Source organism: Amycolatopsis sp. NPDC114478 (assembly GCF_055633805.1).
Genome location: NZ_JBVKDO010000011.1, coordinates 225,767 through 250,090, shown reverse-complemented (window position 1 = coordinate 250,090; position 24,324 = coordinate 225,767). Strand labels below are relative to the sequence as shown.

The following is a 24,324-nucleotide window of genomic DNA, read 5'->3' as shown; positions in this document are numbered from 1 at the left end:
GCGACCGGCCGCCCCCTCCACGCGCGAGGTCCGCCTTCGGTTGAGGCGGGCTACCGGCGACCTCCCCAAGCCGTGTAGGCCACCACTCCCGCCACCGCCGCGATCACCGCGGTCCAGGTCGCCGCCGGTGTTCCCGCCGGCTGCAGCGTCCAGGCCGCCACTTCACTGGCCGTCGTGCCGTCGTCGCGCACGAACAACGCCACCGCCGACCACGCCACCGGCAGCGTCCAGCCGAACTGGCCGCCCGCGGTCGTGGCCGCCAGGCCCGTCAAGCCCAGCAAGCCCGCCGCGTCGCGGAGGATGATCGGCAAGTCGGCATTCGACGACCCCACCGCCAGGACCGCGCCCGCCGCCGTCACGCCGATCAGGGCCAGGTGCGCGAACCGCCGGCGGGGCCACGGGAGCGCCGCCGCGCGGTCGAGGTCCGGGTCCTGGCCGCTCAAGCCGATCGCCGCCACCGCGACGGCCGCCGTCAGGGCCAGGCTCGCCTGGAACACCGCCCAGCCGGCGCCGGACAGGAGCCGGATCAGGACCGTGCTCACCACCAGGGCGATCGCCGCCGCCGGCAGCTGGCGCGAGCGCGCGTACAGGACCGCCCACCTCACGGCGAGACCAGCTTCGCGAGCGGGTCGCCCTGGCAGGTCAGCAGCACCTGCCGCGTCGCGGCGACGCGGGCCAGCTGGACGTCCGGGGGCAGCGCGCGGAACGTCGTCCACAGGTGCTCGACGGTCGAGAACCTGTCCCGGAGCCAGCCGCCGCCGAACTCCGGCAGCCGCTTCAGCTCGCCGGTGAAGTACGCCGCCATGATCATCCGCGAGCCCTGGTCCGGCAGGTCGGCGGCGCTCGGCCGGGTGCACGTCGGCACCCCGGCGCCCGACACGATCGCGAGGCGCAAGGTGGCCGCGTCCGCCGTGAGGAGACCGTTGTTGAGCTGGAAGTCCAGGTAGACGACGTCCGCGGCCCGGGGCGGCGCCCGGTCGAACGGGGTGGGCCCGGTCCGCTCCTCGACGCGCGTCGGCGCGCCGGGCAGCTTCGCCAGCAGCGCCAACGCTTCCCGCCCCGGTGCGGCCAACGCGGCCAGGCCGTCGGCGTGGAGCCTGCTCACGCAGATCGGGCCGTCGCAGACCTTTTCCGCCGCGGTGGTGTCGATGGTGAGCACGTCCGCTTGCGTGGCCGGCAAGAGCGGCAACGCGATCGCGACACCGGCCGCCATCGGCACCAGGCTCAGCAGCCGCGTCCGCAGGGAATTCGTGGCCAGCAAGAGGAATCCGGTCGCGGCGAGGCCGAGGAACCACACCGACTGGCCGAGGTCGAGCGACCCCGCGGTCGTCACCATCATCCCCCGCGGCTCGGCGAGCGCCGGCGACAGCACCCCGGCCCGGACGGGCAGGAGCGGCTGCAGGCCCGGTTCGAGCGCCGTCCAGCAGAGGATGGTGACGACGAGCGAGACGACGGCGAGCCCGGGTGCGGTCAGCGGGTGCGGCAGCAGCCGGCCGACGGCCAGGCCCAGCCAGCTCCCGGCGACCACGCCGAGGGTCCCGACGAGCAGCACGGGCACGAAGCCGGCGGAGAAGAACCCGCCGTGCGCGAGGACTTCGGCCGCGCCGACGGCGAAGACGAGCAGGAAGCCCAGCGCGCTCAGCCCGCCGACGGCCCCGGCCAGCCGCGCCGCGCGCTGCCAGCCCGGACGCGAGGTCGTGCCGAGCAGTTCGACCATGCCGGACCGGGCGTCGCGCATGCCCTGGATCGCCCCGGCGCCGATGACGATCGGCCAGAGGAACTGCAGGAGGAAGCGCACCCAGAGGGCGGCGGTGGTCGCGTGCGCGGTCCACGGCGCGGGCACCTTCCACCACGGCCCGCTGAGCAGGAACAGGAAGGCGAGCGCGACGGCGAGGACGGCGAGCCCGGCCCACGGCGCGATGGACCGGCGGAGTTCGATGCGGAAGATCACCAGGCCCCCTTGCCCGGCTCGTGCTTCAGCAGCGCCGAGTACCCGCGCTCGATGGGGCTGTCGCCCACGTCCTCCGCCGAACCCGCGGCCGCCAGTTCGGCCGGGCTCCCCTGGAACACCAGCTTGCCCTCGGCGAACAGCACCACGTCCGTGCACGCCGTCGCGACGTCCTCCACCAGGTGCGTCGAAATCAGCACGCACGAGTCCCGCCCCAGCTCCTGGACGAGCTCGCGGAACCGGACCCGCTGAGCCGGGTCCAGGCCGGCCGTCGGCTCGTCGAGCAGCAGGATGTCCGGGTCGTTGACGATCGCCTGCGCGATCCCGACCCGCCGCACCATGCCGCCGGACAGGGTCTTCATCCGGTCGTTCGCGCGGTCGGCCAGGCCCACGCGCTCGATCGCGCGCTGCACCGCACCGGGAATGTCCTCTTTGGACATCTCTTTCAGCCACGCCAGGTACTCGATGAACTCGCGGACCGTGAACCGCTTGTAGTACCCGAAGTCCTGCGGCAGGTACCCGATCCGGCGGCGCAAGGCGCGTTGTCCCGTCCCGCCGAGCAACGTCAACGTGCCCGACGCCGGCCGCAAGACCGTCGCCAGCGCGCGGATCAGCGTCGTCTTGCCCGCGCCGTTCGGCCCGAGCAGGCCGTGCACCCCCTTGCCGAGGGACAGGTCCAGCCCGTCCACCGCCATCTTCCGCCGGCCGACCCGCACCTTCAGCGCCTCCGCCCGGATTTCCCAGGCGTAGGTCGCGGGGGCGACTTCGGCGGCTCCGACTGCCCGCATCTCTTCCTCCCTAGTGGTGCGCGCCGAGCCGGGTGAACGTCGTCCTGCGCAGGACGACGACCACCGTGGTCAGCGCGAAGATCCCCGCCCACACCGGCAGCGCGCCGGTGCTGAGCGCAAACGCTTGCCCCTGGGCCGCGAAGCTCGGCAGCACGATGACCGCGACCCACACCGCGAGCAGCGCGTACGCCGCCCGGCTGATGCCGATCAGCCCGCCGAGCGCGAGCGTCCCCGTGGTGAAAGCCAGGCTCGGCAGCAGCCAGAGCCCCGGCGCGGTGCCGGTCAGCCACCCCGCGACGCCGAGCACCGGCAGGACGACGGCGAGCACCGCCACCGTCCGCCGCGCGACCAGGTAGAGCCCCGCCCGCGGCGTGGCCGCGACGACCTCGTACGCCGGGTCGAGCCCCCGCGCCCACGACGCCGCCACCCCGAGCACCGGCAGCACCGGCGCGAAGAGCTGCACCCCGGTGACGTCGAGCGCGACGTGCCAGACCTGGTCCAGCCCGACCGCGATCAGCGTGACCAGCACGATCATCGCCAGCCACGGCACCATCGCCGGCGTGACCCACGTGTCGAGCCACCGCCGCCGCGACCGCCGCGGCTGCGGCAGCAGCTCGACGGCGATCCGGTCCCAGACGGCGTCCACCACCGGCTGGACGGGGGCCACCGCGGCCAGCCGCGCCCGGCACGCCGGGCACGTCTCGAGGTGCGCTTCGAGGCCCCACAGCCGGTCACCCGGGAGGTCGGCCCCCGCCGCGTACCCGGCGAGGAGCTCATCCGACGCGTGGGTCATGACAGTGCCTCCCGCATCGCGACCCGCGCCCGGCGAGCGCGGGTCTTGACGGTTCCTTCCGGCAGCCCGAGCAGGATCGCGGTCTCCCGGACGGTCAGCCCGTCGAGCACCATCGCCTGCAGGACCTGCCGCAGTTCGGGCGCGAGCTCGCGCAGCGCGTCGCCGACCTCGTCGCCGACCGACGCCGCCAGCGCCACGTCCTCCGCCGCCGGCACGGGCGCCACGTCGAGCACCACCTCCGCCGGCGGAGCGGCGTGGTGCGCCCGGCGCCGGAACGCGTCGACCAGCCGGCGCGCGGCGATCGTCCACATCCAGCCGACCGCGGTGCCGCCGGTCGCGGCGCCCGCGAACGAGCCCGCCGCCCGCCACACGGCCAGGTACGTCTCCTGCATGACCTCGGCGACGACCTGTTCGTCCGCGCACCGGCGGCGCAGGCGCACGACGAGCCAGGGCGACGTGCGGCGGTACAGCTCCTCGAACGCCGCGCGGTCGCCCTTGGCCGTGCGCCGGACGAGGTGCTCCTCATCGGCGTCCTGCGGTGGCGGGTTCCTCACACCAGGCAAGACGCCGGACGGTCGCCGGCGGTTCTCACCCGGATGTGGGCTGCGTCACAGTCAGTGCGACGGCCAGAACTTGCGCCAGCCGTCGGCTTCCAGGGTCGTCGGCTCCAGTCCGGCGTCACGCGCGGCCTGCTCGGCGCCCCGGACGTCGGCCGCGAACTCCTTCGCCAGCGCCCGCAGCTCGCCCTCCGGGTCGACGCCCGCGCGTCGCGCCGTCGCCGCGATGCGGAACAGCTGGGCGGCGGCGCCGGTACCCGTCGGGAAGAGGTCGAGCGGGATGCCCGCGCGCCCGGAGCGCTGCCCGAGCTTGCCGGCCAGCGCTACCGCGGGTTGACCGAGCGCGACGCCGTCCACAATGGACTTGCGCTGCTTCTCCTGCTGCTTCAGCTCTTCCCACTTGGCGTTCTGGTGCTCGACCGTGTGCACGGAATCGGCGTCGGCGAACACGTGCGGGTGCCGGCCGACCAGCTTCGCGACGAGCTCGGCGGCGACCTCGTCGATGCCGAACGGGTCGGCCGGGTCCTCGGCCGCGACGCGCGCGTGGAACAGCACCTGGAGCAGGACGTCGCCGAGCTCCTCGCGCAGGGCTTCGCGGTCGCCCGACTCGATGGCGTCGAGCAGCTCGTAGGTCTCCTCGACGAGGTACTGCCGGAGGGAATCATGCGTTTGGGCGGCGTCCCACGGGCAACCGCCGGGCGAGCGGAGCCGGTCCATCACCTCGGCGGCCTCGACCAGCGGCGGCGCCGGCGTCTCGATGACCTCCGCGCCGGTCGCGATGAGCAGCGACGCCGCGGGCTCGTCGCGGGACCCGGCGAGCAGCACGATGTCCTTCATCGAGGGCGCCTCGGTGACGGCCGGGACGCCGAACACGCTCGCATCGACGTCCGTCGCCGCGTACACGGCGGTGGAGTCACGCAGGATCTTCAGGGCGGCGGCGGGCAGTGTCGCCCCGCGGACGACTACGACGACACCCGTGCTCACTGCTGGGCGGGTGCGGCACCGCGCAAGGGCAGCACGGTGCCCTTCGTGGCGTCCTGGTTCGGCGCGAGGTTCATGCCGACAACATCCCACACGCCGTACCGGGGGTTGACGCGCAGCCCGGCGTCGGCCACGTACGGCTGCAGCAGACGGGTGCCGATCGAGGTCAGCTGCTGGTCGGTCGGCTTCTGGGCTTCCTGGTCGGCCGGGACGGCCTTGTCGGTGCCGCGGTTGTGCACGACGAAGACGTACCAGTCGGGCTTGGCGGGCATCCGCGCCTGGAACGCGATGACGCTGTTCGCGGGCGAACCGAAGAGCGGCGTCTGCGCCAGCGAGAGGTACTGCGCGGCGCCGAAGACCTCGGTCATGCCCGCGTCGGAGAAGCCGCCCGGGCCGGGCGCGCCGGTCTGCTGCGCCTGCTGGGCTTCCTGGCCGGCCTGCTGGACGGTCGCCTGGATCTTGGCGGGGTCGGCCGAGAACTGCTTCGCGAGGTCGAACGCGCGGGCGCGGGCCTGCGGGTCGGTTTCGCTGGTGGCGCTGATGCCGACGTAGTCCGCGCCGACGGACAGCTTCGGCAGGTACTTCTGCGCGAGCTGCATTTCGAGGACGACGTCGTTCGCGACCTCGTTCGGGTCGCGCAGCTTCGAGACGATCTGCGTGACGGCGACCGAGTCGCCCTGCCCGGTGTCGGTGACCGGCGTGGGCTTCTCTTGAGCGGTCAGGGCGGCGACCTTCGCCTGGTCGACGACGAGGCCTTCCTTCCGCGCGGCGCGTTGGGTGAGCTCGTGCAGGACGGTCTGGCGGACGATCTCGCGGCCCAGCTGGTCGAGCTTGTGCTCGCGGGCGAGCTTCTGGCCGTAGGGCTGTTCGCGGACGGCCTGGTCGATCATCGACTGGACGCGGTCGAGGGAGACCGAGCTGTCGCCGACGATGACGGCGCTGCCGACCTGGCTGGGGCCCGAGCCGCACCCCGCCAGGAGAAGAGCACCGGCAACGACCGCGACCAGCGCGCGAGGGCGCCCCATGATCCGCATCACAGCGCATACCCTCTCACACCATCGCACCCGAAACGCAACACCCATGGGGTACGCCCGGCGGTAATGTCGACTTATGGACCAGTGGCTGACGATCGAGGTGTTCGACGGCGAGTCCACGGCAACGGTGTGGCGCCTTTCCCACGGCGACGCGCTCACGGAGGCGGCGCTCACGAACGGCGCTGAGCAGTGGGTTTGGCACGAACATCGCTGGGGTGTGGTGCTGGAGATCGAGTTCGCATCGGAGGAGCGCCGAGACGCGTTCCGGACGTTGCCGGCAGTGACGGCGGCGCTGGACGCGGTCCCGGACCCGACCCGGGGGTTGTTGGTGTACCCGGGGCGAGGTGGGGGTGCTGGGTCGCGGATGCCGCGTCGGCCCCGGCCGTTGCCGATGGCGGGCGCCGGGGCGGTCCCGGTACCGGTCGAGTCGGTGCGGATGGGGTTGGCGGAGAGCATGCCGCCGATGTTCAGCGAAGTCGGCTGAGCAGTTCCCGCCAGCCGGGGGTGCTGATGGCGAGTACGCCCCCGGCGCGGTCTTTCGTGTCCCGAACCAGCACGGTCCGATCGAGAGCGACCTCGACACAGTCGCCTTGGCTGCTATGGGTGCTCTTGCGCCATGCTTCCGGCATCTGCTTCTCCGATGAGATCGGCGATCAGTTCTCGTGATTTTGCCTCATCGAGAGCACAGCTCTCCAGCCCGCGCAGCACCCTTCGGTAAGCCTCGATCTCGCGCCGTTCCTCCAGGAACAGCGAGGTCTCCTCACTTTCGATGCAGACGACCGGCTGGTACGCGTCCGACTCCATCAGCTGGAAATGCCCTGCCGAGGCGGGGTGACCACCCAAGTTCGCCGGGACGATCCGGATGACCATGTTTCCCTGGGCGGACAATCGCGCCAGCTGCCGCAGCTGGCCGCTCATCACCTGCGGGGAACCGACCGGGAGGCGGAGCACGAATTCGTGCAGGAAGAACCTGAATCGCACGCGCGGCCTGGTCAGGATCGCTTGGCGGGACAACCGTGCGAATACCTGCTCATCGAGCTTGTCGGGATCGGGCTGATTGCCCATTTCGACCGCCAGGCTGCGAGCGTAGTCGCCGGTTTGCAGCAGGCCCGGCACCACGTTCGCCTGGAACACCGAGATGGCGATGGCGTGTTCTTCGTGACTCACGAGAGTTCGAATGTCTCCGGAGCGCTCGAGGAGGCCGGGCTTGCGCATCTCATCCCCCAAGGCCATCAGCTCGCGGAATTCCGCTCCCCGAACGCCCAGTTCCGTGAGGAACCGCGACAACCGCACCGGGTCGGGCCGCACCTGCCCTCGCGTCACCGAGGAAACCCACTGCGCACTGACTTCGAGCCTGCGGGACATCTCCCGGACGCCCCAGTTCTTCTCCGCCATGCGCTGGAGCAGCCGTTCACCGAGCTGCCTGCTACGGATGTTCATGCGGCGAACGTAAGGCCACCGAAAGCAAGAACCCCGGCGCCACAACGGGAGTTCCCCCGAAGTGGCGCCGGGTGTCCGCCGCTCTTTACACCGTCGCGGGCTTCTTCGTCAGCTGCGTCAGCAACTTCGTGCACCAGTCCAGCAGCTCTTCGTCCCGCAGCGTCGGCGCGCCGATCCGGCCGCCCGCCGGGCCCTCGGTCGGCTTGGGGACCGACACCGTGTTCGTCACGGCCTTGAACATCGCCTTCGGGTACAGCCTCTTCAACCGGACCATCTGCGAATCAGCCAACGGCAGCGGCGCGAACCGGATCGTGTTGCCCTGGACCGCCACCTCCGTCACGCCCGCCTCGCGGCACGTGTGCCGGAACCGCGCCACCGCCAGCAGCCGGTTCACCGGCGCCGGGGGCTGGCCGTACCGGTCGATCAGCTCTTCGCGGACCGCGTCCAGCCCCTCGGTGTCCGGCGCCGCCGCGATCTTGCGGTACGCCTCCAGCCGCAGGCGCTCGCCCGGGACGTAGTCGTGCGGGATGTGCGCGTCGATCGGGAGATCCACGCGGACTTCCGCCAATTCCTCCTCTTCGGAAGGCTCCGCGCCCGCGTGCCGCCGGAACGCGTCGACAGCCTCGCCGACCAACCGCACGTACAGATCGAATCCGACGCCCGCGATGTGCCCGGACTGCTCCGCCCCGAGGATGTTGCCCGCACCGCGGATTTCCAGGTCCTTCATCGCGACCGCCATGCCCGCGCCCAGCTCGGTGTTCTGGGCGATCGTCGCCAGCCGGTCGTGCGCGGTCTCCGTCAGCGGCGCCTCCGGCGGGTACAGGAAGTACGCGTACCCGCGCTCGCGCCCACGTCCGACGCGGCCGCGCAGCTGGTGCAACTGAGCCAGACCCAGCAGGTCACCGCGTTCGACGAGCAGCGTGTTGGCGTTCGAGATGTCGAGGCCGGTCTCGACGATCGTGGTGCACACCAGGACGTCGTACTCGTTCTCCCAGAAGCCCTGGATGATCTTTTCGAGCTTGTCCTCGTTCATCTGCCCGTGCGCGGTGACGACCCGCGCCTCCGGCACCAGCTCCCGGATCCGCCGCGCGGCCTTCTCGATCGAGGAGACGCGGTTGTGGACGTAGAAGACCTGGCCGTCGCGCAGCAGCTCGCGCCGGATCGCCGCGCCGACCTGCTTGTCGTCGTACGCGCCGACGTACGTCAGGATGGGGTGGCGGTCTTCCGGCGGGGTCAGGATCGTCGACATCTCGCGGATGCCGGCCAGCGACATCTCGAGCGTCCGCGGGATCGGCGTCGCGGACATGGTGAGCACGTCGACGTGCGTGCGCAGCGCCTTGATGTGCTCCTTGTGCTCGACGCCGAAGCGCTGCTCCTCGTCGACGATCACGAGGCCGAGGTCCTTGTAGCGGATGCCCGTCTGCAGCAGCCGGTGCGTGCCGATGACGATGTCGACCTCGCCCGCGGCCAGCTGCTCCAGGATGATGTCCGACTCGGTCTTGTTCGTGAAGCGGGACAGGCCCTTGATCGTCACCGGGAACGAGCGCATCCGCTCGTGGAACGTGTTCAGGTGCTGCTGGGCGAGCAGCGTCGTCGGCACCAGCACCGCGACCTGCTTGCCGTCCTGCACCGCCTTGAACGCCGCGCGGACCGCGATCTCCGTCTTGCCGTAGCCGACGTCGCCGCAGATGACGCGGTCCATCGGGACGCCGCGTTCCATGTCGGCCTTGACCTCGTCGATGGCCGCGAGCTGGTCGTTCGTCTCGGTGAACGGGAACGCGTCTTCCAGCTCGCTCTGCCACGGCGTGTCCGGGCCGAACGCGTGCCCGGGCGCGGCCTGGCGCGCCGCGTACAGCTGGACCAGCTCGGCGGCGATCTCCTTGACGGCCCTCTTGGCCTTGGCCTTGGTGTTCTTCCAGTCGGAGCCGCCGAGCTTGTTGAGCGTGGGCAGCTCGCCGCCGACGTAGCGGGAGACCTCGTCGAGCTGGTCGGTCGGGACGAACAGCCGGTCGCCCGGGTGGCCGCGCTTCGACGACGCGTACTCCAGCAGCAGGTACTCGCGGGTGGCGCCGGCGACCGTGCGCTGGACCATCTCGACGAACCGGCCGATGCCGTGCTGGTCGTGCACGACGTAGTCGCCGGCCTTCAACGCCAGCGGGTCGACGGCGTTGCGCCGCCGGGACGGCATCTTGGTGTTGAGGTCCTTTGTGGACGTTCCGGCGCCCGCCCCGCGGCCGGTGAGGTCCGCTTCGCTGAGCACGACCAGGGCGCGCTCGGGCGAGACGAAGCCGTCGGTGAGGCCGCCGCAGGTGACCGTGACCATGCCCGGGGCCGGCGCGCTGGTGAGGCCGTCGCCGGCTTGCGTCGCCGGGACGTCGGCGCCCGACAGCTGCTCGACCGCGCGCGCCGCGGTGCCCTGGCCGGCGACGACGAGCACCGCCGTGCCGCCCGCCGCCGTGTGGGCGCGCAGGTCCGTCATCGCGCGCTCGAGCTCGCCGCGGTAAGCCGGCGCGGCCTCGATCGAGACGCGGTAGACGTCGGGGTCTTCGCTGGTCAGCTGGGTGAGCGTCCACCAGGCGCGCTTGGTGTCCTGGGCGTGGGACGCGATCTCGTCGAGGCCGCGGTAGGCGGACGCGCCGAGGTCGATCGGGGCCTGGCCGCCCGCCGCGGCCGTCGTCCAGGAGGCTTCGAGGAACTCCTGACCGGTGCGGACGAGGTCGGCGGCGCGGGCGCGGATCTTCTCGGGGTCGGTGAGCAGGACGTGGGTGCCGGCCGGCATCGCGTCGGTGAGCAGCTCCAGCTCGCCTTCGCAGAGCACCGGGATGAGCGCCTCCATGCCCTCGACGGGGATGCCGTCGGCGAGCTTGGTGAGCATCTCGGCCAGGTGGGCGTCGGCTTCGTACGTCTTCGCCAGCTCCGCGGCCTTCTCCTTGACCGGCGGCGTGAGCAGCAGCTCCCGGCACGGCGGCGCGGTGACGCGCGGGATCTCGCCGGGCAGCGACCGCTGGTCGGAGACGGCGAAGGCGCGGATCTCGCTGACCTCGTCGCCCCAGAACTCGACGCGGACGGGGTGCTGCGCGGTCGGCCCGAACAGGTCGAGGATGCCGCCGCGGACGGCGAACTCGCCGCGCTTCTCGACCATGTCGACGCGGGTGTAGGCCAGCTCGACGAGCCGTTCGAGGAGGCCCTCGAAACTCTGTTCTTCACCCACGACGAGGTCGACCGGGGCGAGCGAGCCGAGGCCGGGCGCCATGGGCTGGATGAGACTGCGGACGGTGGCGACGACGACGCGCAGGGTGTCGTCCTCGGTCTTGAGCCGGTGCAGCACCTCCAGGCGGCGCCCGACGGTGTCGGCGCGCGGGGAGAGCCGTTCGTGCGGGAGGGTCTCCCAGGAGGGGAAGTCGGCGACTCTCTGCGTGCCGAGGAGGGCGCTGAGGGACGCGGTCAGCTCGTCGGCCTCGCGGCCGGTGGCGGTGACGGCGAGGACGGGCTTGGCGGCGCCCTCATCGGCGGCGAGGGCGGCAGCAACGAGCTGCCGGGCGGCGATCGGGCCTTGCAGCTCGAGCAGCGGCGCCCCGGCGCGCTCGACCACGCCACGCAGGGCCGGGTCGGGAAGGGTGGCGGTGAGGAGTCCGGACAGTGGAGCGTCGGTCACGGTCCCAGCCTACGTGCCACCCCCGACGAGTTCCCGATCACGCCTGGTGACGGCCCGGAAGGCCCGGCGGAAGTCCGGTCACGGCCGGTCGCGCAGCAGGTTCGCCACCTCCGCCAGTCTCGGCAGCTGCTCGTCGAACACCTTCGGGTCCGTGCTCGCGATCCGCAGCAGAACGTGCTCCGCCCCCTCATAACGCCGTAGCTGGGCCGCCACCTCCGCGGCCGAGCCCGTCACCTGCATCTGGATCCCCTGGACGAACGCCGCCGGGCGGCCGTAGTTCGTCAGGCAGTACTCCTCCAGCAGCTCCTGCCCGCGTGGGACGTCGTCCTCGACCAAGACCGTCGCGAACAGCGCCGGGGTCACCGGGCGCGACGCCGACGAGCGGATCCGGGCCAGCCCCGAGACGTAGTCCGCGGGGTCCGGCGGGTACGGCAGCCACCCGTCGTACAGCCGTCCGATGCGCGAAAGCGCCCCCGGTGTGTACGCCGCCAGCCACACCGGCGGCCCGCCGACACGCGTGGCCGCCGGGAAGGACGGCAGCGAGTCGTAGTGCAGCACCGACCCGTGGAAGGAATCCGAGCCGCTCCACGCCGCCCGCCACAGCCCCACGATGTCGTCCAGCCGAGCCCGGCGGCGGGCCCACGGCACCCCTACGAACGCGAACTCCGGCTCACTCCGCCCGGCGAACCCCGCGCCGACGGCCACCGTCACCCGGCCGCCGCTCAGAAGATCCAGGGACAGCAGCTGGTTCGCCGAAAGAACCGGGTCGCGCAACGCCGGGAGCAGCGCGGCCGTCCCCAGCGTCACCCGCGAGGTCCGGGCGGCAAAAGCACCTAGAACAGCGAAAGCGTCGAGAGGCGCGCGCGCCAGGGTGTCGCCCACCCACACCGAGTCGAGGCCGAGCTCTTCGGCGGCGACGGCGGTGTCGACCAGTTCGGGCGCCGTCCGCCCGGCGTCGAGGATGGGCTGGTAGGTCGGTACGACCAGGCCGTAGTTCGTCATGCCGGAAGCGTCGGGCAAAGCGGGTATGCCCTCAATTCCCCGCGGGGAATGGCGCCCCCGAGCAAGATGAACGGGTGGACTTCGGAACGGCGCTCAAGGACTGGCGCACCCGGCGGCGGCTCAGCCAGCTCGACCTGGCGCTGCGCGCGGGCACGACGCAGCGGCACGTCAGCTTCATGGAAAGCGGCCGCTCGCTGCCCGGCCGCGGCATGGTGCTGCGCGTCGCCGAGTCGCTCGAACTGCCGCTGCGCGAACGCAACGGCCTGCTCCACGCGGCCGGCTACGCGCCGACGTACCCCGAGACGCGGCTCGACGACCCGGCGATCCGGCCGGTGCTCGACGGGCTGCGGCGGCTGCTCGACGGCCACCGCCCGTACCCGGCGATCGTCGTCGACCGCTACGGCCTGCTCGTCGCGAAGAACGACGCGTTTTCCCTGCTCACCGAGGGTGTCGCAGCGGAACTCCTCGAGGAACCGGTCGACACGCTGCGGCTCGCGCTGCACCCCGACGGCATGGCACCGCGCGTGCGGAACCTCGACGACTGGGCCCGGCACATCCTCGAGCGCCTCCGCAACGACCTGGCCCGCACCCCGGACGAGCGGCTGGCCGCGCAGCTGGCCGAACTCGAGTCTTACCTGCCGCCGCAACGACCGCCGACGGACGGCCACCTCGGCTTCGCCGTCCCGGTGCGACTGTCCACTTCGGCCGGTGAGCTGCGGCTGATCACGGCCATCACGACGTTCGCGACCGCCGCCGACGTCACGGTCTCGGAGCTGAAGCTGGAGACGTTCCTGCCCGCGGACGCCGAAACCGCGGAACGCCTTCAGACGACCAGCGCCGTGACGTGACCGGCCAGCAGCTCCGCACTCGCCCACAGCACCGCCGCGCACACGCTGCCCGCCGCGAACCGGCGGTACGGCATCGCCGCCGACCCCGCGACGCGCGGCACCAGCGTCCGCAGGCCGGCCAGGCAGCGCCCGGCGATCACCGCCGGGACGCCGTAACGCGCGATCGCCGCTTCCGCGCGGTCCCAGCGCTCCTGACCGACGCGGCGGGCGAGCCGCGACCGCCGGAGCCGCCGTCCTTCGAGGTACGCGAGCTGGTCGCCGAGGACGGCCGCGAGCACGGCCACCGGCCACGCGAGTCCTAAGTGGAGCGTGCCGCGCTCGGCGAGGAAACCCATCAGCAGCAACGTCGACAGCGTCGGCAGCACGATCCCGGGCAGCAGCGCCGTCTCGGCCGCGATGATCAGGAAGCACACCAGGTAGACGAGCGGCGGGGGCGCGTCAAGCAGTGGCCGCAGCAGGCTGTCCATGGCCGGTCCTCCCCACCGCCACCGGCAGCGCCGCGCGGTAGACGAACGCGGGCGGCAGGTTGCCCCAGACGACCGAAGTGCGCTCCACGACGGCGAAACGGCTTCGCAGTGAAGCAGCGAAGCGACGCGCGGGTGGCGTCCAGGCCGCGTGGGCGTACGCGAAGGTCGTGAAGCGGCCGTTGGGGGTCAGCGCCGCCGTGACCGCGTCGAGGATGCGACGCCGGCGGTCCGCGGTCATGGCCGTCCACGGCAGTCCGGAGACGACGACGTCTACCTGGTCGAGAGCGAGGTGTTCCGCCGAGCCGGTGACGACGTCCACGTCCGGAAACTGCTCGCGAAGCGAGGACGCGAAACGCGGGTTGATCTCGTACGCGGTGAAGCGTGCTTCGGGGCGAAGCAGCGCGAGAACCGCTTCGGTGAACACGCCCGTGCCCGGCCCCAGCTCGACTACGCGAACCGCGCGTTCGAGGCCGAGGCCCGCAGTCATCGTCTCGGCCAGCCGCGGCGAGCTGGGCGCGATCGCGCCGGTCAGCATCGGGTGGCGGAAGAACTCCCTGGTGATCGTCATGATCCCGACGCTAGGAACGACCGGGGTCGCCGCGAATCCGTCGGACCGACCGGTTCCGTCCTCCCGCGGGAGGACCAGGTCGAGCCCCCGGGATGACGCCGTGGGCCGCGTCGCCGCGTTACGTTCGGCGCGTGGAACGGCTCGTGAGGTGGGTACGCAGGCACCGGTGGACGGTGGACCTGCCGCTGTACGCCGTGTTCATCTTCCTGGCGCCCGGCTGGACCGGCCAGGACCCGTGGGTGCTGCGCGCGATCCCGATGCTGTTCCTGCTCCCCCTGCTGGTCCGCCGCCGGTACCCGCGCACGGTCGCGGTGCTCATCCTGGCCGCCACGCTCGTCGCCTACGTGAACGGGGTCTGGGCCTACGACCGCGGCCGCGCCGAGCTGAGCATGGCCGTGGTGCTGTTCAACCTCGTCCAGCGCGGCGACCGCCGGTTCGCCGCGCTGACCGCGGCCGGGATCCTCGCGCTCGACGTGCTGTGGGGGATCGGCCGGAGCCCCGACACGCAGAACCCGGTCCTGAACGTCATCGTCATCGTCCCCATCCACTTCGCCGCGTGGGCGCTCGGCGAGTTCTTCCACGCCAAGGCCCAGCTGACCGCGGAGGAGAACCGGCGCGCCGAAGCGCAGGCCCGGGCGGCGATCGCCGAGGAGCGCACCCGGATCGCGCGCGAGCTGCACGACGTCCTCGCGCACAGCATGAGCGTGATCGTGCTGAACGCCGAGGGCGCGAAGCTCGCGCGGCACCGCGACCCCGAAGCCGTCGACCGCACGCTCGACACGATCGGCCGCACCGGCCGGGACGCACTCGCCGAGCTGCGGCGGCTCCTCGAAGTCCTGCACGCCGGCCAGGCGGCGCGCAGTCCCCAGCCGACCACCGCCGAGCTGCGCGGGCTCGTCGAGCAGTGCGGGCGCGCGGTCGCGCTCGAGGTCACCGGCGACGCCGATGGCCTGCCCGCGAGCGCCGCACTGCAGGCGTACCGGATCGTCCAGGAGGCCCTGACCAACATGATCAAGCACGCTCCGGCCGACGCGACCGGCCGCGTCGAAGTCGCCTTCGAGCCCGAGCGGATCCGGATCGAGGTGACGAACACCGGCGGTGAGTCGCCGCCGGCGCCGGTGTTGCCGTCGTCCGGGCGCGGGCTGGCCGGGATGCGCCAGCGCGTCGAGATGTACCACGGCGACCTGGCGGCCGGGCCGCTGCCGGACGGCGGGTACCGGGTCCGCGCGAGCCTGGTGGTCGGGTCGTGACCACGCGGGTACTGCTCTGCGACGACCAGGAGCTGGTGCGCGTCGGGCTGCGGATGATCGTCGAGAGCCAGGACGACCTGGTCGTCGCGGCCGAGGCGGCGAACGGCGAGGAGGCCGTCGCGAAGGCGCGCGAGCTGCGGCCGGACCTGGTGCTGATGGACGTCCGGATGCCGGTGCTGGACGGCGTCGCGGCGACCGGGCGGATCTGCGCGGAGCTGCCGGACGTGCGCGTCCTGATCATCACGACGTTCGACCTCGACGAGTACGCGTACGCGGCGTTGCGCGCCGGGGCGAGCGGGTTCCTGGTGAAGGACGCGCCGTCGGAGGAGATGCTCGTGGCGATCCGCGGGGTGCTGCGCGGCGACGCGATGGTCTCGCCGTCGGTCACCCGGCGGCTGCTCGACCGCTACCTCGCCGACGACCGCGACCCGGTCGACGTCGCGCGGCTCGACGTGCTGACCGAACGCGAAAAGGACGTGCTGGGGCTCATCGCGCGCGGGCTGTCCAACGGCGAGATCGCGGCGAAGCTGTACATCGGCGAGACGACCGTGAAGACGCACGTCGGGCGCATCCTCGGGAAGCTGCGGCTGCGGGACCGGGTGCACGCGGTCGTCTTCGCCTACGAGTCCGGCCTGGTGCGACCAGGCTCGTGATCCTTCCCTATTTATCCTCTTGATAGGGACAGATAGAGTACTTTGCATGATGATATACAAGTCCGAAGCCGGCGCGCGCCTCCTGCGCGAGCGCTACCTCGAGGCCCTGCGGGCATGGCCCGGCGCCCGCGAGGAGGTGCGCGTCCCGACACCGGAAGGCGAGACGTTCGTCGTGGTCGCGGGGCCGGCCGATGCCCCGCCGCTGGTACTGCTGCACGGGTCCGGCAGCAACGCGGCGGAGTGGGCACCGCGGATCCCGGCGCTGACCGAGCGGTTCCGGGTGCACGCCGTCGACATCATCGGCGAGCCGGGGCTGAGCGCCGAGACTCGGCCACCGCTCGGCAGCGACCGGTACGCGCGCTGGCTGGACGCGGTGCTCGACCACTTCGGCGTCCCCCGGGCGGCGTTCCTGACCTCCTCGTTCGGCGGCTGGGTGGCGCTCGACTACGCGACGCGGCGCCCCGAGCGCGTCGCGGCGCTGGCGCTGCGGTGCCCGATCGGGCTCGGCCCGATGAAGAAGGGGTTCGTCGTCAAGGCGGTGCTGCTGTCGCTGCTCGGCGAGAAGGGACGGCGGAAGTCCGTCGCGGGCACGATCGGCGAGCCGGAGACGTCCCCGATCGTCGAGCACCAGCTGCTGGTGTCGGCGCACTACCGGTACCGCACCGGGCCGTTCCCGGTCTTCGGCGACGCCGCGCTGGGCCGGCTGACCATGCCGGTGTACGCCGTCGCGGGCGCGGAAGACGCCATGGTCGACTCGGCGACGACGAAACGGCGGCTCGAAGCGGCCGGCGCCGTCGTGGACTTCGTGCCGGGCACCGGGCACTACATCCCCGGCTCGCGCGACCTGGAGTTCCTGACGGACGCGGCGGCGAACGGCGATTTCACCGCTTGATGGCAGGATGAACCGTATGCGGCGTGTGCTGGGTCTCATCGGTGCGGTGTCCCTGCTGGTCGCGGGCTGCTCGGGGGCGTCCAGCGCGCCCGTCCAGAGCGTCCCGCCGGCGTCCACGCCCCCGGCGTCGACCGGGAAGTTCAAGGTCGAGACGGTGACCGCCGGGCTGCAGCACGGCTGGGACATCGGCTTCCTGCCCGACGGCGGCATCCTCGTGCCGCAGCGGCCCGGCAAGCTCGCGCTGGTCCGCCGCGGGACGGCGACCGACGTCAAGGCCGACTTCTCCGACGTCCTCGTGCAGGGCGAAGGCGGGCTGCTCGGCATGGTGATCAGCCCGGACTTCAGCACCAGCCGCGAGTTCATCACCTGCCAGGACCACCAGGAGGGCGGCAAGGCCGTCGACATCCGGCTGGTCACGTGGAAGCTGGCCGAAGACGGCGGGTCCGCTTCGAAGGTGAAGAACCTGCTGACCGGGCTGCCGGTGAACCCGAGCGGGCGGCACTCCGGCTGCCGCCCGACGTTCGCGCCCGACGGCGCGCTGCTGGTCGGCACCGGCGACACCGCGCGGTCGACGATCGCCCAGGACCGGCACTCGCTGGGCGGCAAGGTGCTGCGGCTGGACGCGAAGACCGGGAACCCGTTGCCGGACAACCCGTTCATCACCTCGGCCGACCCGCACGAGCGGCTGATCTACACCTACGGCCACCGCAACGTCCAGGGCGTCGCGATCCGGCCGGGCAGCGGCCAGGTGATCACGGCCGAGCACGGGCCGACGTTCGACGACGAGGTCAACCTGCTCAAGCCGGGCGCGAACTACGGCTGGGACCCGTCGAAGGGCGGCACGGACTCGAGCTACGACGAGAGCGTGCCGATGACGGACCTCAAGCGCTTCCCGGACGCGGTAAGTCCACTGTGGACGTCCGGCAAGATCACCGAGGCGATCAGCGGCGACGCGTTCCTGACGGGCGCGCAGTGGGGCCCGAACGACGGCGCGCTGGTCGTGGTGGCGCTGAAGGGCCAGAAGCTGCTGCTGTACCACTTGGACCCGGCGGGCAAGGTCCTGGACGTCACGCTCCCGCCGGAGTTCAACGACAAGTTCGGCCGCCTGCGCGCGGTCCGCAGCGGCCCGGACGGCGCCCTGTACGTGACGACTTCGGACGGAACGGACGACAAGCTGCTGAAGGTCACGCCCGCCTGATCATGAGAAACCCACGGCCGCCGAGTGCCGTGGACACTTCCGCCGGGGTGGCGGATCGCGGAACATGGTGTGCACCAAGAGTTTTCGCCCGCCCCCGACGAGTGTTGGACGCGGTCCGAAGATAGCGTTCCCGCGGCAGCACCGCGCTGGTCCCCGATCGTCATCGCCGACCTGACGATCGGGGACCGGCCTCCAAGTGTGTCCTATTTCCCCAGGTGAGCCCCGCCGTTGACGTGCACCACCTGTCCGGTGACGTGCCCGGCGGCGGGGCTCGCCAAGAACGTCACGACCGCGGCGACATCTTCCACCGTGCCGGGTCGCTTGTTCATCGTGTTCCCGATCAGCCACTCGCGACGGCGGTCGGAAAGCTTGCCGTGGAAGAACTCCGTCTCACCGATCAGTCCGGGCGCGACGACGTTCGCGGTGATCCCGCGCGGGCCGAACTCCTGCGCCACGCTGACGTTCCACCCCTCGACCGCGGCCTTGGCGGCCCCGTACGAGCCGGCACCGGTGCGCGCGGCGATGGACCCGATGGTCACGATCCGCGCGTTGTCGGCGAGTCGCTCGCGCAGCGCGTGCGTCACCAGGGCCGCACTGACCACATTGGACCGGAGGTTGCGTTCGAACGCGGCCGCGAAGCCGGCGAGCCCTTCGCCTTCGGCGTCGACGAAATCCGTGTTGCCGCCGGCGTTGTTGACGAGGACGTCGACGCGCTCCGGCAACTCCCCGAGTGCGGACTCGACGCCGGCGGGATCGGCGGCATCGAAGACGACGGGCCGAGCACCCAGGAGCGCGGCGGCTTCGGAGAGGACCTGCTCGCGGCGCCCGGTGATGGTGACCTGATCGCCGGCTTCGGCGAAAGCCGCTGCGACGGCGTACCCGATGCCGGTGCCGCCGCCCGTGACCACTACTTCCCTGCTGTTCCCCATGGCTTCGACCTTAGTGCCTAGGATCGGGCCATGACCAAGATCGACCCGGCCACGTCCGCACTGCGGACGGCGTCCCGCGAAGCCGGGACGCCGGTGGTGATGGCGCGGCCGGACAACCCGCCGGGCAACGAGCTGGTGTTCGACGCGCAGGACGACAAGATCGTCACGAAGTACGCGATCGGCGGCTTCGCGAACACGGACCTCGACGAATTCCTCCGCGGCAAGGGCATCCGGACGGTGTACTTCGGCGGGATCGCGACGGAGTTCGGCGTGGAGTCGACGCTGCGCGCGGCGTCCGACCACGGCTACGACACGGTGGCGGTGTCCGACGCGATGACGGCGCTGTCCGACATTTCGCACGAGAACGCGATCACGAAGATCTTCCCGCGCTTGGGTGCGGTGCTGACGACGGACGAGGTCCTGGCGTGATCGACAAGGTGGCGTGGATCGAAGTCTCCGACGGCCGGGCCCTGGCGGCGCGCTCCCGGGGCAAGGACAAGTTCTACCTCCCGGGCGGCAAACGCGAGCCGGGCGAGACGGACGCCGAGACATTGGCGCGCGAGATCCGCGAAGAACTCGACGTGACGATCAAGGAGGAGTCGATCGCGCCGGCAGGCACGTTCGAGGGCCAGGCGCACGGTAAGGCCGAGGGAACGCTGGTCCGCACCACGGCGTACACGGCCGAGTACCGCGGGACGTTGCAGGCGAGCAGCGAAATCGAGGAGATCGCGTGGCTCGGGTACGAGGACCGGCCGCGGGTATCGCTGGTGGCGCAGCTGATCTTCGACCACCTCCACGAGACCGGCGCGCTGCGGTGATCGACAAGATCGCCTGGCTGCACCTGGCGGACGGCCGGATCCTGAGCACGCGTTCGCGCGGCAAGGACGTGTACTACCTCCCGGGCGGCAAACGCGAGCCGGGCGAGACGGACACTGAGACGTTGGTGCGCGAGATCCGCGAGGAACTCGACGTGACGATCACGGAGGAGTCGATCGCGCCGGCGGGGGTGTTCGAGGCGGAGGCACACGGCCACGCGGGCACGCTCGTCCGGATGACCTGCTACACGGCGGCGTACGCCGGAACGTTGGCCGCCAGCAGCGAGATCGAAGAGGTCGTTTGGCTGGCGTACGCGGACCGGGATCGGGTGTCGGCGGTGGACAAGATCATCTTCGACCACCTCCACGAGGACGGCCGGCTCAAGTAGCGAGGAAGTCGCCGACGTCCGCACTGAACCGGCGCAGCTCTTCGCCCGGCGTGACGAAGGTCCGGACGGTGCAGGACCACGGACGCGGCCCGCCGCCGGCCGGTTCGAGGCCGTGCAACGTCCAAGCCAGCTCCACGGACCGGCCACCGTGCGTCGCGCGGAGTTCGAGGTCACCGCGGAACGACTTCCACACCCGCTCGCCCGGCCAGCCGCGGAAGTCGCTTTCGAGGGCAGCGACGAAGGTTTCGAGGCCGTCGCCGCGGAGAGTCTCGACGCTGACCGCGGCGGTCATGCCGCCGCCTTCCGCCTGGGCCGCGAAGTGCACGAGGTCGCCGTCCGAACGGTCGAGGTCCGCGATGGTCACCAGTACGCCCGGTCCCGCGCAGGAAACGCTCACCCCAGCCGGAGCTTCGGCTTGTGCTCCAAGTGTGACAACCCGTTCCAAGCCAAGTTCACCAGATGCGCCGCGACTTCGTCCCGCTTCGGCTTCCGCGCGTCCAGCCACCACTGCCCGGTCAACGCGACCATCCCCACCAACGCCTGCGCGTACAACGCGGCCAGCTTCTCGTCATACCCCCGCGCCGCGAACTGCTGGGCCAAAATGTGCTCCACCTGGCTCGCGATGTCGTTCAGCACCGTCGAGAACGTCCCCGTCGAACTCGCCACCGGCGAATCCCGCACCAGGATCCGGAACCCGTCGTGGGAATCCTCGACGTACGACAGCAATGCCGTCGCCGCCTGTTCCAGCATCACGCGGGGGTGGCCGCCGTGCAGGGTCGAGACCATGCGGTCCAGCAACAGCTGCGTTTCGCGGTCGACGACCACCGCGTAGATGCCCTCTTTGCCGCCGAAGTGTTCGTACACCACGGGTTTCGACACGTTGGCGCGGTGCGCGATCTCCTCGATCGACGTACCGTCGAAACCCTTCTCGGCGAACAACGCCCGCGCCACGTTCAACAACTGCTGACGCCGCTCGCTGCCGGTCATCCGGACGCGTGTCACCGGGGCGACCGGACGCGCCCCGGTGACCTGCTGTTCCCGCTTCGAACGTCGTCTCCCCGCCATCGGGGGAGCCTAGTTGACTAGCCCTTTTCCGTCGCGATACGGGCCAAGCGCTGCGGAGTCGGCCAACGCACGTCGTGCACCCAGCCGAACTTTTCGAAGATCCAAATCAACCGCGCGGAGATGTCGATCTGGCCGCGCTTCACACCGTGCCGCGCGGACGTCGGGTCCGCGTGGTGCAGGTTGTGCCACGACTCGCCGAACGAAAAGATCGCCAGGGGCCAGAAGTTCGCCGACTTGTCGCGCGCCGCGAACGGGCGCTCGCCGATCATGTGGCAGATCGAGTTGACCGACCACGTCACGTGGTGCAGCACGCAGATGCGCACCAGCCCGGCCCAGAAGAAGGCGGTGACCGCGCCCCACAGCGACCACGAGATCAGCCCGCCCAGCAGCGCCGGCAGCAGCAGGCTGACCAGCGACCAGAGCCAGAACAGTTCGTCGACCTTCTTGATCGCGGGGTCCTTGACCAGGTCCGGCGCGAAGCGCTCGGCGTTGGTCTGGTCGCGCTCGAACAGCCAGCCCATGTGGGCGTGCCAGAAGCCCTTCGCGATGGCCCACGGCGAGGTGCCGAACGCCCACGGCGAGTGCGGGTCGCCGTCGCGGTCGGAGAACGCGTGGTGGCGGCGGTGGTCGGCGACCCAGGTGATCACCGGGCCCTGCAGGGCAATGCTGCCCGCGATGGCCATGAGCACGCGCAGCCACGGCTTGGCCTTGAACGAGCCGTGCGTGAAGTAGCGGTGGTACGACACGGTGATGCCGAGCCCGCTGATCGCGTAGAAGACGACGAAGATGCCGACGTCGACCCAGCTCAGTCCCCAGCCCCAGGCGAACGGCACCGCGACCAGCAATGCCACCAGCGGCGCGATCACGCCGAAGTAGACCGACAGTTGCACGCCGATGCCTCGCGTGCCTTCGGTGACGGGTTTGGGCCCCTTGGGGGCCGAAGGCTCCCCGGTGGGCTGAGAACGGTCGAGCGTGGCCGTCATACGCTTCACTTCTCCCTACGCGGGCTACCCTAGGACGTAGGGTGCCCTAACCTACGATGCCGTAAGTTACGGTACAGGAGGTTTCGGCGACTGGGGAGTGCCTGAACCTCACACCGGTACTTCGTAGCCGGGTACCCGGCGGCAGGCCCGGTAACGCATCCCCCGCGCGGACGACACCCGATCGTCGCTATCCTGACCAGGTTCGATCCGCCGTAGTGTAATCGGCAGCACTTCAGATTTTGGTTCTGACAGTTCAGGTTCGAATCCTGGCGGCGGAGCAGCAGAAGGACCCGAACCCACGAGACCGGGAGGTTGGCGCTGACCGACGAGGCGACCGACCCCGGTGCGGCCAGGCGTCCCGCGCTGGCCGAGATGTCCGACGCCTGGCTCGTCGGGCGCGCGCGGGAGCTCATCGCCGCGGTCCAGCGGCAGGAGTACACCCAGCAGCTGCAGATCGTCGAGCTGATGGACGAGCTGCTCGACGAGACCCAGCGCCGCGGCGAGCCGACGATGGTCGCGCAGCTGCTGCGCGCGTCCGCGATCGCCCGGCTGATCACCAGGGGCCTGGCGGCCGAGGCCGAACCGCGGCTCGACGAGATGCTCGCGCACACCCGCCGGCACGGCCTCGCCCTGCTGCGGGCCGACGCGCACGCGCTGCGCGGCCGCCGGCTGGTCATCGCCTCGCAGGAGGACCCCGCACTCACCGAGATCGCCCGCGCGCTGGCCATCCTCGACGACTCCGCGATCCCGAACCGGCAGGTCGGCATCCGCCAGTGGAACCGGATGCTGTGGTCGGCGCTGAACGACTGCTGGATCGTGCTGAACCAGCTCGGCGTCTACGAGGCCGCCGAGGAGGTCATCGGCCGAGCCGCCAGCGCGATCCGCGAGAGCGCGAGCCCGCACGAGATCACGCTGCAGCTGATGAACCGCGTCAAGATGCTGCTGGGCTGGGGCCTGCGGCTCGAGCGCATCGACGAGTACGACGAGAGCGCCGAGAAGTTCCGCACCGCGGCGTCCATGGCGCTGGCCGCCGAGGGGCCCTTCACCGAGTCGCTGTTCCCCCGCCGGGCGAACGTCCCGGCCGCCGACCAGGTCGGCGTCCTCGCCGCGGCGCAGGCGCTGCACAGCCCGAGCCCCGACCAGATCGACCGGCTCCGGGAGCTGCACGAAGGCACCGGCTACCCAGGTGAACGCGAGATCGTCGCCATCGCGCTGGCCCGCTGCCTGGACAAAGCGGGCCGCCGCGAAGACGCCCTCGACGTGCTGCGGCACGCCCGCGAGTCGCTGACCGACGACACCTCGCAGCCGTCGATGCGGCTCAACATCGCGCGTGAGCTGGCCCGGCTCGACACCAGCCCGGACTACGCGTCCGGCGCCAGCGAGTCGCTCATCGACTACGCGAGGCGGCTCGAGAACGAGATGTGGAGCCTGCGCGAGTCGCAGATCGCCACGCTGAACGCCCGCCGCGAGCACGAGCGGCTCTCCGCCGAGCACGGCGCGATCACCCAGCAGGCGCTGCAGGACCCGCTCACCGGCCTGCCGAACCGGCGCGCGCTGGACGAGAAGCTGCGCCAGCTGGCGTCGTCGGCGGACGCGCAGCCCCTCGCGGTCGCGCTGGTCGACCTCGACGGCTTCAAGGGCGTCAACGACAAGCAGTCCCACGCCGAGGGCGACAACGTCCTGCGCGTCGTCGCGAGCACGCTGCGTGACGCGCTGCGCGGTGACGACCTCGTGGCGCGCTACGGCGGCGACGAGTTCATCGTCCTGCTGCCGGGCACGCCGGCGTCCGCGGCGAAGATGGCGCTCGGCCGCGCGGTCAAGTCCGTCGCGAACCTGCCGCACCACCTCTCGCACGGCGTGACGCTGTCCATCGGGCTCGTCTCGCTGCGGCCGCAGGAGCGCGGCGAGCAGGTGCTGGCGCGCGCGGACGCGGCCATGTACCAGGCGAAACGCGGCGGCGGCAACCAGGTGGCGTCGGCCAACTCGATGGCCGCCGACCCGGCCGCCGCGTGGGCGGGCGAGGCCCCACCGACCGACCCCGCGTGGGACGCCGAAGACCACAGTTAGGA

General features: G+C 71.5%; 27 protein-coding genes and 1 tRNA gene. 11 read left to right on the top strand and 17 right to left on the bottom strand.

The features are described from left to right. Positions 1-50: 50 nt before the first annotated feature. The 7 genes from ACZ7OH_RS29065 to ACZ7OH_RS29035 are packed head-to-tail and all read right to left on the bottom strand — an operon-like array spanning position 51 to position 6,092. Entirely contained in the window at positions 51-605 is a 555-nt protein-coding gene (locus ACZ7OH_RS29065; RefSeq protein ID WP_470283706.1) for a hypothetical protein, read from the bottom strand. After that, entirely contained in the window at positions 602-1,951 is a 1,350-nt protein-coding gene (locus ACZ7OH_RS29060; protein WP_470283705.1) for a hypothetical protein, read from the bottom strand. Before ACZ7OH_RS29060 ends, ACZ7OH_RS29065 begins: the two co-directional genes overlap by 4 nt. Beyond that, the gene (locus ACZ7OH_RS29055) at positions 1,948-2,736 is read right to left on the bottom strand and encodes an ABC transporter ATP-binding protein (protein WP_470283704.1); all 789 of its coding nucleotides are present in this window, start codon (positions 2,734-2,736) and stop codon (positions 1,948-1,950) included. The genes ACZ7OH_RS29060 and ACZ7OH_RS29055 overlap by 4 nt, the downstream gene beginning before the upstream one ends. Before the next feature lie 10 nt (positions 2,737-2,746). Then, on the bottom strand, positions 2,747-3,529 hold the full coding sequence (locus ACZ7OH_RS29050; RefSeq protein ID WP_470283703.1) for a zf-HC2 domain-containing protein: 783 nt from the start codon (positions 3,527-3,529) through the stop codon (positions 2,747-2,749). Continuing rightward, positions 3,526-4,083, bottom strand: coding sequence for an RNA polymerase sigma factor (locus ACZ7OH_RS29045; protein WP_470283702.1), 558 nt, complete (start codon positions 4,081-4,083; stop codon positions 3,526-3,528). The genes ACZ7OH_RS29050 and ACZ7OH_RS29045 overlap by 4 nt, the downstream gene beginning before the upstream one ends. Positions 4,084-4,143: 60 nt before the next feature. Continuing rightward, positions 4,144-5,070: a nucleoside triphosphate pyrophosphohydrolase gene (locus tag ACZ7OH_RS29040; RefSeq protein ID WP_400894992.1), complete on the bottom strand. Its 927-nt coding sequence runs from the start codon at positions 5,068-5,070 to the stop codon at positions 4,144-4,146. Then, complete coding sequence (locus ACZ7OH_RS29035; RefSeq protein ID WP_470283701.1) at positions 5,067-6,092, bottom strand: hypothetical protein; 1,026 nt, start codon at positions 6,090-6,092, stop codon at positions 5,067-5,069. Before ACZ7OH_RS29035 ends, ACZ7OH_RS29040 begins: the two co-directional genes overlap by 4 nt. An 85-nt stretch (positions 6,093-6,177) precedes the next feature. Here ACZ7OH_RS29035 and ACZ7OH_RS29030 point away from each other — a divergent pair, with 85 nt between their 5' ends. Further along, positions 6,178-6,585 carry a hypothetical protein gene (locus tag ACZ7OH_RS29030; RefSeq protein WP_470283700.1) on the top strand — a complete coding sequence of 136 codons (408 nt, stop codon included), beginning with the start codon at positions 6,178-6,180 and terminating at the stop codon, positions 6,583-6,585. Here ACZ7OH_RS29030 and ACZ7OH_RS29025 read toward each other — a convergent pair. From ACZ7OH_RS29025 to ACZ7OH_RS29010, 4 genes are all read right to left on the bottom strand, one after another. Continuing rightward, positions 6,569-6,730 carry a DUF397 domain-containing protein gene (locus tag ACZ7OH_RS29025; protein ID WP_470283699.1) on the bottom strand — a complete coding sequence of 54 codons (162 nt, stop codon included), beginning with the start codon at positions 6,728-6,730 and terminating at the stop codon, positions 6,569-6,571. The genes ACZ7OH_RS29030 and ACZ7OH_RS29025 overlap by 17 nt on opposite strands. Beyond that, positions 6,699-7,541, bottom strand: coding sequence for a helix-turn-helix domain-containing protein (locus tag ACZ7OH_RS29020; RefSeq protein WP_470283698.1), 843 nt, complete (start codon positions 7,539-7,541; stop codon positions 6,699-6,701). The genes ACZ7OH_RS29025 and ACZ7OH_RS29020 overlap by 32 nt, the downstream gene beginning before the upstream one ends. An 85-nt stretch (positions 7,542-7,626) precedes the next feature. Next, a complete protein-coding gene (gene mfd, locus ACZ7OH_RS29015; RefSeq protein ID WP_470283782.1) occupies positions 7,627-11,181 on the bottom strand; it encodes a transcription-repair coupling factor in 3,555 nt (1,184 codons plus the stop codon). 93 nt (positions 11,182-11,274) lie between these two features. After that, positions 11,275-12,198, bottom strand: coding sequence for an LLM class flavin-dependent oxidoreductase (locus ACZ7OH_RS29010; RefSeq protein ID WP_470283697.1), 924 nt, complete (start codon positions 12,196-12,198; stop codon positions 11,275-11,277). A 74-nt stretch (positions 12,199-12,272) separates the two neighbouring features. On the opposite strand from ACZ7OH_RS29010, the gene ACZ7OH_RS29005 reads away from it, so the two are divergent. Further along, a complete protein-coding gene (locus ACZ7OH_RS29005) occupies positions 12,273-13,046 on the top strand; it encodes an MmyB family transcriptional regulator (RefSeq protein WP_470283696.1) in 774 nt (257 codons plus the stop codon). Here the strand turns inward: ACZ7OH_RS29005 and ACZ7OH_RS29000 are convergent. Beyond that, the gene (locus tag ACZ7OH_RS29000; protein WP_400895009.1) at positions 13,022-13,513 is read right to left on the bottom strand and encodes a DedA family protein; all 492 of its coding nucleotides are present in this window, start codon (positions 13,511-13,513) and stop codon (positions 13,022-13,024) included. The two genes, ACZ7OH_RS29005 and ACZ7OH_RS29000, sit on opposite strands and share 25 nt — an antisense overlap. Next, complete coding sequence (locus ACZ7OH_RS28995; protein ID WP_470283695.1) at positions 13,485-14,081, bottom strand: class I SAM-dependent methyltransferase; 597 nt, start codon at positions 14,079-14,081, stop codon at positions 13,485-13,487. The genes ACZ7OH_RS29000 and ACZ7OH_RS28995 overlap by 29 nt, the downstream gene beginning before the upstream one ends. 131 nt (positions 14,082-14,212) lie before the next feature. Between ACZ7OH_RS28995 and ACZ7OH_RS28990 the strand changes: the two genes are divergently transcribed. The 4 genes from ACZ7OH_RS28990 to ACZ7OH_RS28975 are packed head-to-tail and all read left to right on the top strand — an operon-like array spanning position 14,213 to position 18,074. Then, positions 14,213-15,331 carry a sensor histidine kinase gene (locus ACZ7OH_RS28990; RefSeq protein ID WP_470283694.1) on the top strand — a complete coding sequence of 373 codons (1,119 nt, stop codon included), beginning with the start codon at positions 14,213-14,215 and terminating at the stop codon, positions 15,329-15,331. Beyond that, positions 15,328-15,984, top strand: coding sequence for a response regulator (locus ACZ7OH_RS28985; protein ID WP_400895017.1), 657 nt, complete (start codon positions 15,328-15,330; stop codon positions 15,982-15,984). The genes ACZ7OH_RS28990 and ACZ7OH_RS28985 overlap by 4 nt, the downstream gene beginning before the upstream one ends. A 46-nt stretch (positions 15,985-16,030) precedes the next feature. After that, positions 16,031-16,876 (top strand): alpha/beta fold hydrolase, encoded by an 846-nt coding sequence (locus ACZ7OH_RS28980; protein WP_470283693.1) that lies wholly within the window; start codon positions 16,031-16,033, stop codon positions 16,874-16,876. A gap of 16 nt (positions 16,877-16,892) precedes the next feature. Beyond that, positions 16,893-18,074 (top strand): PQQ-dependent sugar dehydrogenase, encoded by a 1,182-nt coding sequence (locus ACZ7OH_RS28975; RefSeq protein WP_400895022.1) that lies wholly within the window; start codon positions 16,893-16,895, stop codon positions 18,072-18,074. A 203-nt stretch (positions 18,075-18,277) separates the two neighbouring features. On the opposite strand, the gene ACZ7OH_RS28970 is transcribed toward ACZ7OH_RS28975, so the two are convergent. Further along, positions 18,278-19,003 (bottom strand): SDR family NAD(P)-dependent oxidoreductase, encoded by a 726-nt coding sequence (locus tag ACZ7OH_RS28970; RefSeq protein WP_470283692.1) that lies wholly within the window; start codon positions 19,001-19,003, stop codon positions 18,278-18,280. Positions 19,004-19,033: 30 nt separating this feature from the next. Here ACZ7OH_RS28970 and ACZ7OH_RS28965 point away from each other — a divergent pair, with 30 nt between their 5' ends. The 3 genes from ACZ7OH_RS28965 to ACZ7OH_RS28955 are packed head-to-tail and all read left to right on the top strand — an operon-like array spanning position 19,034 to position 20,207. Then, the gene (locus ACZ7OH_RS28965) at positions 19,034-19,432 is read left to right on the top strand and encodes a cysteine hydrolase family protein (protein ID WP_470283691.1); all 399 of its coding nucleotides are present in this window, start codon (positions 19,034-19,036) and stop codon (positions 19,430-19,432) included. Continuing rightward, positions 19,429-19,821, top strand: a complete 393-nt coding sequence (locus ACZ7OH_RS28960; RefSeq protein WP_470283690.1) for an NUDIX hydrolase — start codon at positions 19,429-19,431, stop codon at positions 19,819-19,821. Before ACZ7OH_RS28965 ends, ACZ7OH_RS28960 begins: the two co-directional genes overlap by 4 nt. Next, complete coding sequence (locus ACZ7OH_RS28955; protein ID WP_470283689.1) at positions 19,818-20,207, top strand: NUDIX hydrolase; 390 nt, start codon at positions 19,818-19,820, stop codon at positions 20,205-20,207. Before ACZ7OH_RS28960 ends, ACZ7OH_RS28955 begins: the two co-directional genes overlap by 4 nt. Here the strand turns inward: ACZ7OH_RS28955 and ACZ7OH_RS28950 are convergent. The 3 genes from ACZ7OH_RS28950 to ACZ7OH_RS28940 all read right to left on the bottom strand — a co-directional run bounded on the left by ACZ7OH_RS28950 (position 20,200) and on the right by ACZ7OH_RS28940 (position 22,255). After that, positions 20,200-20,571, bottom strand: a complete 372-nt coding sequence (locus tag ACZ7OH_RS28950) for a DUF6228 family protein (RefSeq protein ID WP_470283688.1) — start codon at positions 20,569-20,571, stop codon at positions 20,200-20,202. The two genes, ACZ7OH_RS28955 and ACZ7OH_RS28950, sit on opposite strands and share 8 nt — an antisense overlap. A gap of 29 nt (positions 20,572-20,600) precedes the next feature. Beyond that, positions 20,601-21,194: a TetR/AcrR family transcriptional regulator gene (locus ACZ7OH_RS28945; protein WP_286003625.1), complete on the bottom strand. Its 594-nt coding sequence runs from the start codon at positions 21,192-21,194 to the stop codon at positions 20,601-20,603. A gap of 95 nt (positions 21,195-21,289) precedes the next feature. Further along, positions 21,290-22,255, bottom strand: coding sequence for an acyl-CoA desaturase (locus tag ACZ7OH_RS28940; protein WP_470283687.1), 966 nt, complete (start codon positions 22,253-22,255; stop codon positions 21,290-21,292). A 206-nt stretch (positions 22,256-22,461) separates the two neighbouring features. Here ACZ7OH_RS28940 and ACZ7OH_RS28935 point away from each other — a divergent pair. Both ACZ7OH_RS28935 and ACZ7OH_RS28930 read left to right on the top strand, forming a co-directional pair. Further along, positions 22,462-22,533, top strand: a tRNA-Gln gene (locus tag ACZ7OH_RS28935). 34 nt (positions 22,534-22,567) lie between these two features. Continuing rightward, on the top strand, positions 22,568-24,322 hold the full coding sequence (locus ACZ7OH_RS28930) for a GGDEF domain-containing protein (protein WP_400895038.1): 1,755 nt from the start codon (positions 22,568-22,570) through the stop codon (positions 24,320-24,322). Positions 24,323-24,324: the final 2 nt, after the last annotated feature.

What these genes read in the sequence shown, in the direction of transcription:
- ACZ7OH_RS29055 (WP_470283704.1), bottom strand. Translation starts at nt 2,736, where the DNA reads ATGCGGGCAGTCGGAGCCGCCGAAGTCGCCCCCGCGACCTACGCCTGG.
- ACZ7OH_RS29050 (WP_470283703.1), bottom strand. Translation starts at nt 3,529, where the DNA reads ATGACCCACGCGTCGGATGAGCTCCTCGCCGGGTACGCGGCGGGGGCC.
- ACZ7OH_RS29035 (WP_470283701.1), bottom strand. Translation starts at nt 6,092, where the DNA reads ATGGGGCGCCCTCGCGCGCTGGTCGCGGTCGTTGCCGGTGCTCTTCTC.
- ACZ7OH_RS29030 (WP_470283700.1), top strand. Translation starts at nt 6,178, where the DNA reads ATGGACCAGTGGCTGACGATCGAGGTGTTCGACGGCGAGTCCACGGCA.
- ACZ7OH_RS29025 (WP_470283699.1), bottom strand. Translation starts at nt 6,730, where the DNA reads ATGCCGGAAGCATGGCGCAAGAGCACCCATAGCAGCCAAGGCGACTGT.
- ACZ7OH_RS29020 (WP_470283698.1), bottom strand. Translation starts at nt 7,541, where the DNA reads ATGAACATCCGTAGCAGGCAGCTCGGTGAACGGCTGCTCCAGCGCATG.
- ACZ7OH_RS29010 (WP_470283697.1), bottom strand. Translation starts at nt 12,198, where the DNA reads ATGACGAACTACGGCCTGGTCGTACCGACCTACCAGCCCATCCTCGAC.
- ACZ7OH_RS29000 (WP_400895009.1), bottom strand. Translation starts at nt 13,513, where the DNA reads ATGGACAGCCTGCTGCGGCCACTGCTTGACGCGCCCCCGCCGCTCGTC.
- ACZ7OH_RS28995 (WP_470283695.1), bottom strand. Translation starts at nt 14,081, where the DNA reads ATGACGATCACCAGGGAGTTCTTCCGCCACCCGATGCTGACCGGCGCG.
- ACZ7OH_RS28980 (WP_470283693.1), top strand. Translation starts at nt 16,031, where the DNA reads ATGATGATATACAAGTCCGAAGCCGGCGCGCGCCTCCTGCGCGAGCGC.
- ACZ7OH_RS28975 (WP_400895022.1), top strand. Translation starts at nt 16,893, where the DNA reads ATGCGGCGTGTGCTGGGTCTCATCGGTGCGGTGTCCCTGCTGGTCGCG.
- ACZ7OH_RS28970 (WP_470283692.1), bottom strand. Translation starts at nt 19,003, where the DNA reads ATGGGGAACAGCAGGGAAGTAGTGGTCACGGGCGGCGGCACCGGCATC.
- ACZ7OH_RS28965 (WP_470283691.1), top strand. Translation starts at nt 19,034, where the DNA reads ATGACCAAGATCGACCCGGCCACGTCCGCACTGCGGACGGCGTCCCGC.
- ACZ7OH_RS28945 (WP_286003625.1), bottom strand. Translation starts at nt 21,194, where the DNA reads ATGACCGGCAGCGAGCGGCGTCAGCAGTTGTTGAACGTGGCGCGGGCG.
- ACZ7OH_RS28940 (WP_470283687.1), bottom strand. Translation starts at nt 22,255, where the DNA reads ATGACGGCCACGCTCGACCGTTCTCAGCCCACCGGGGAGCCTTCGGCC.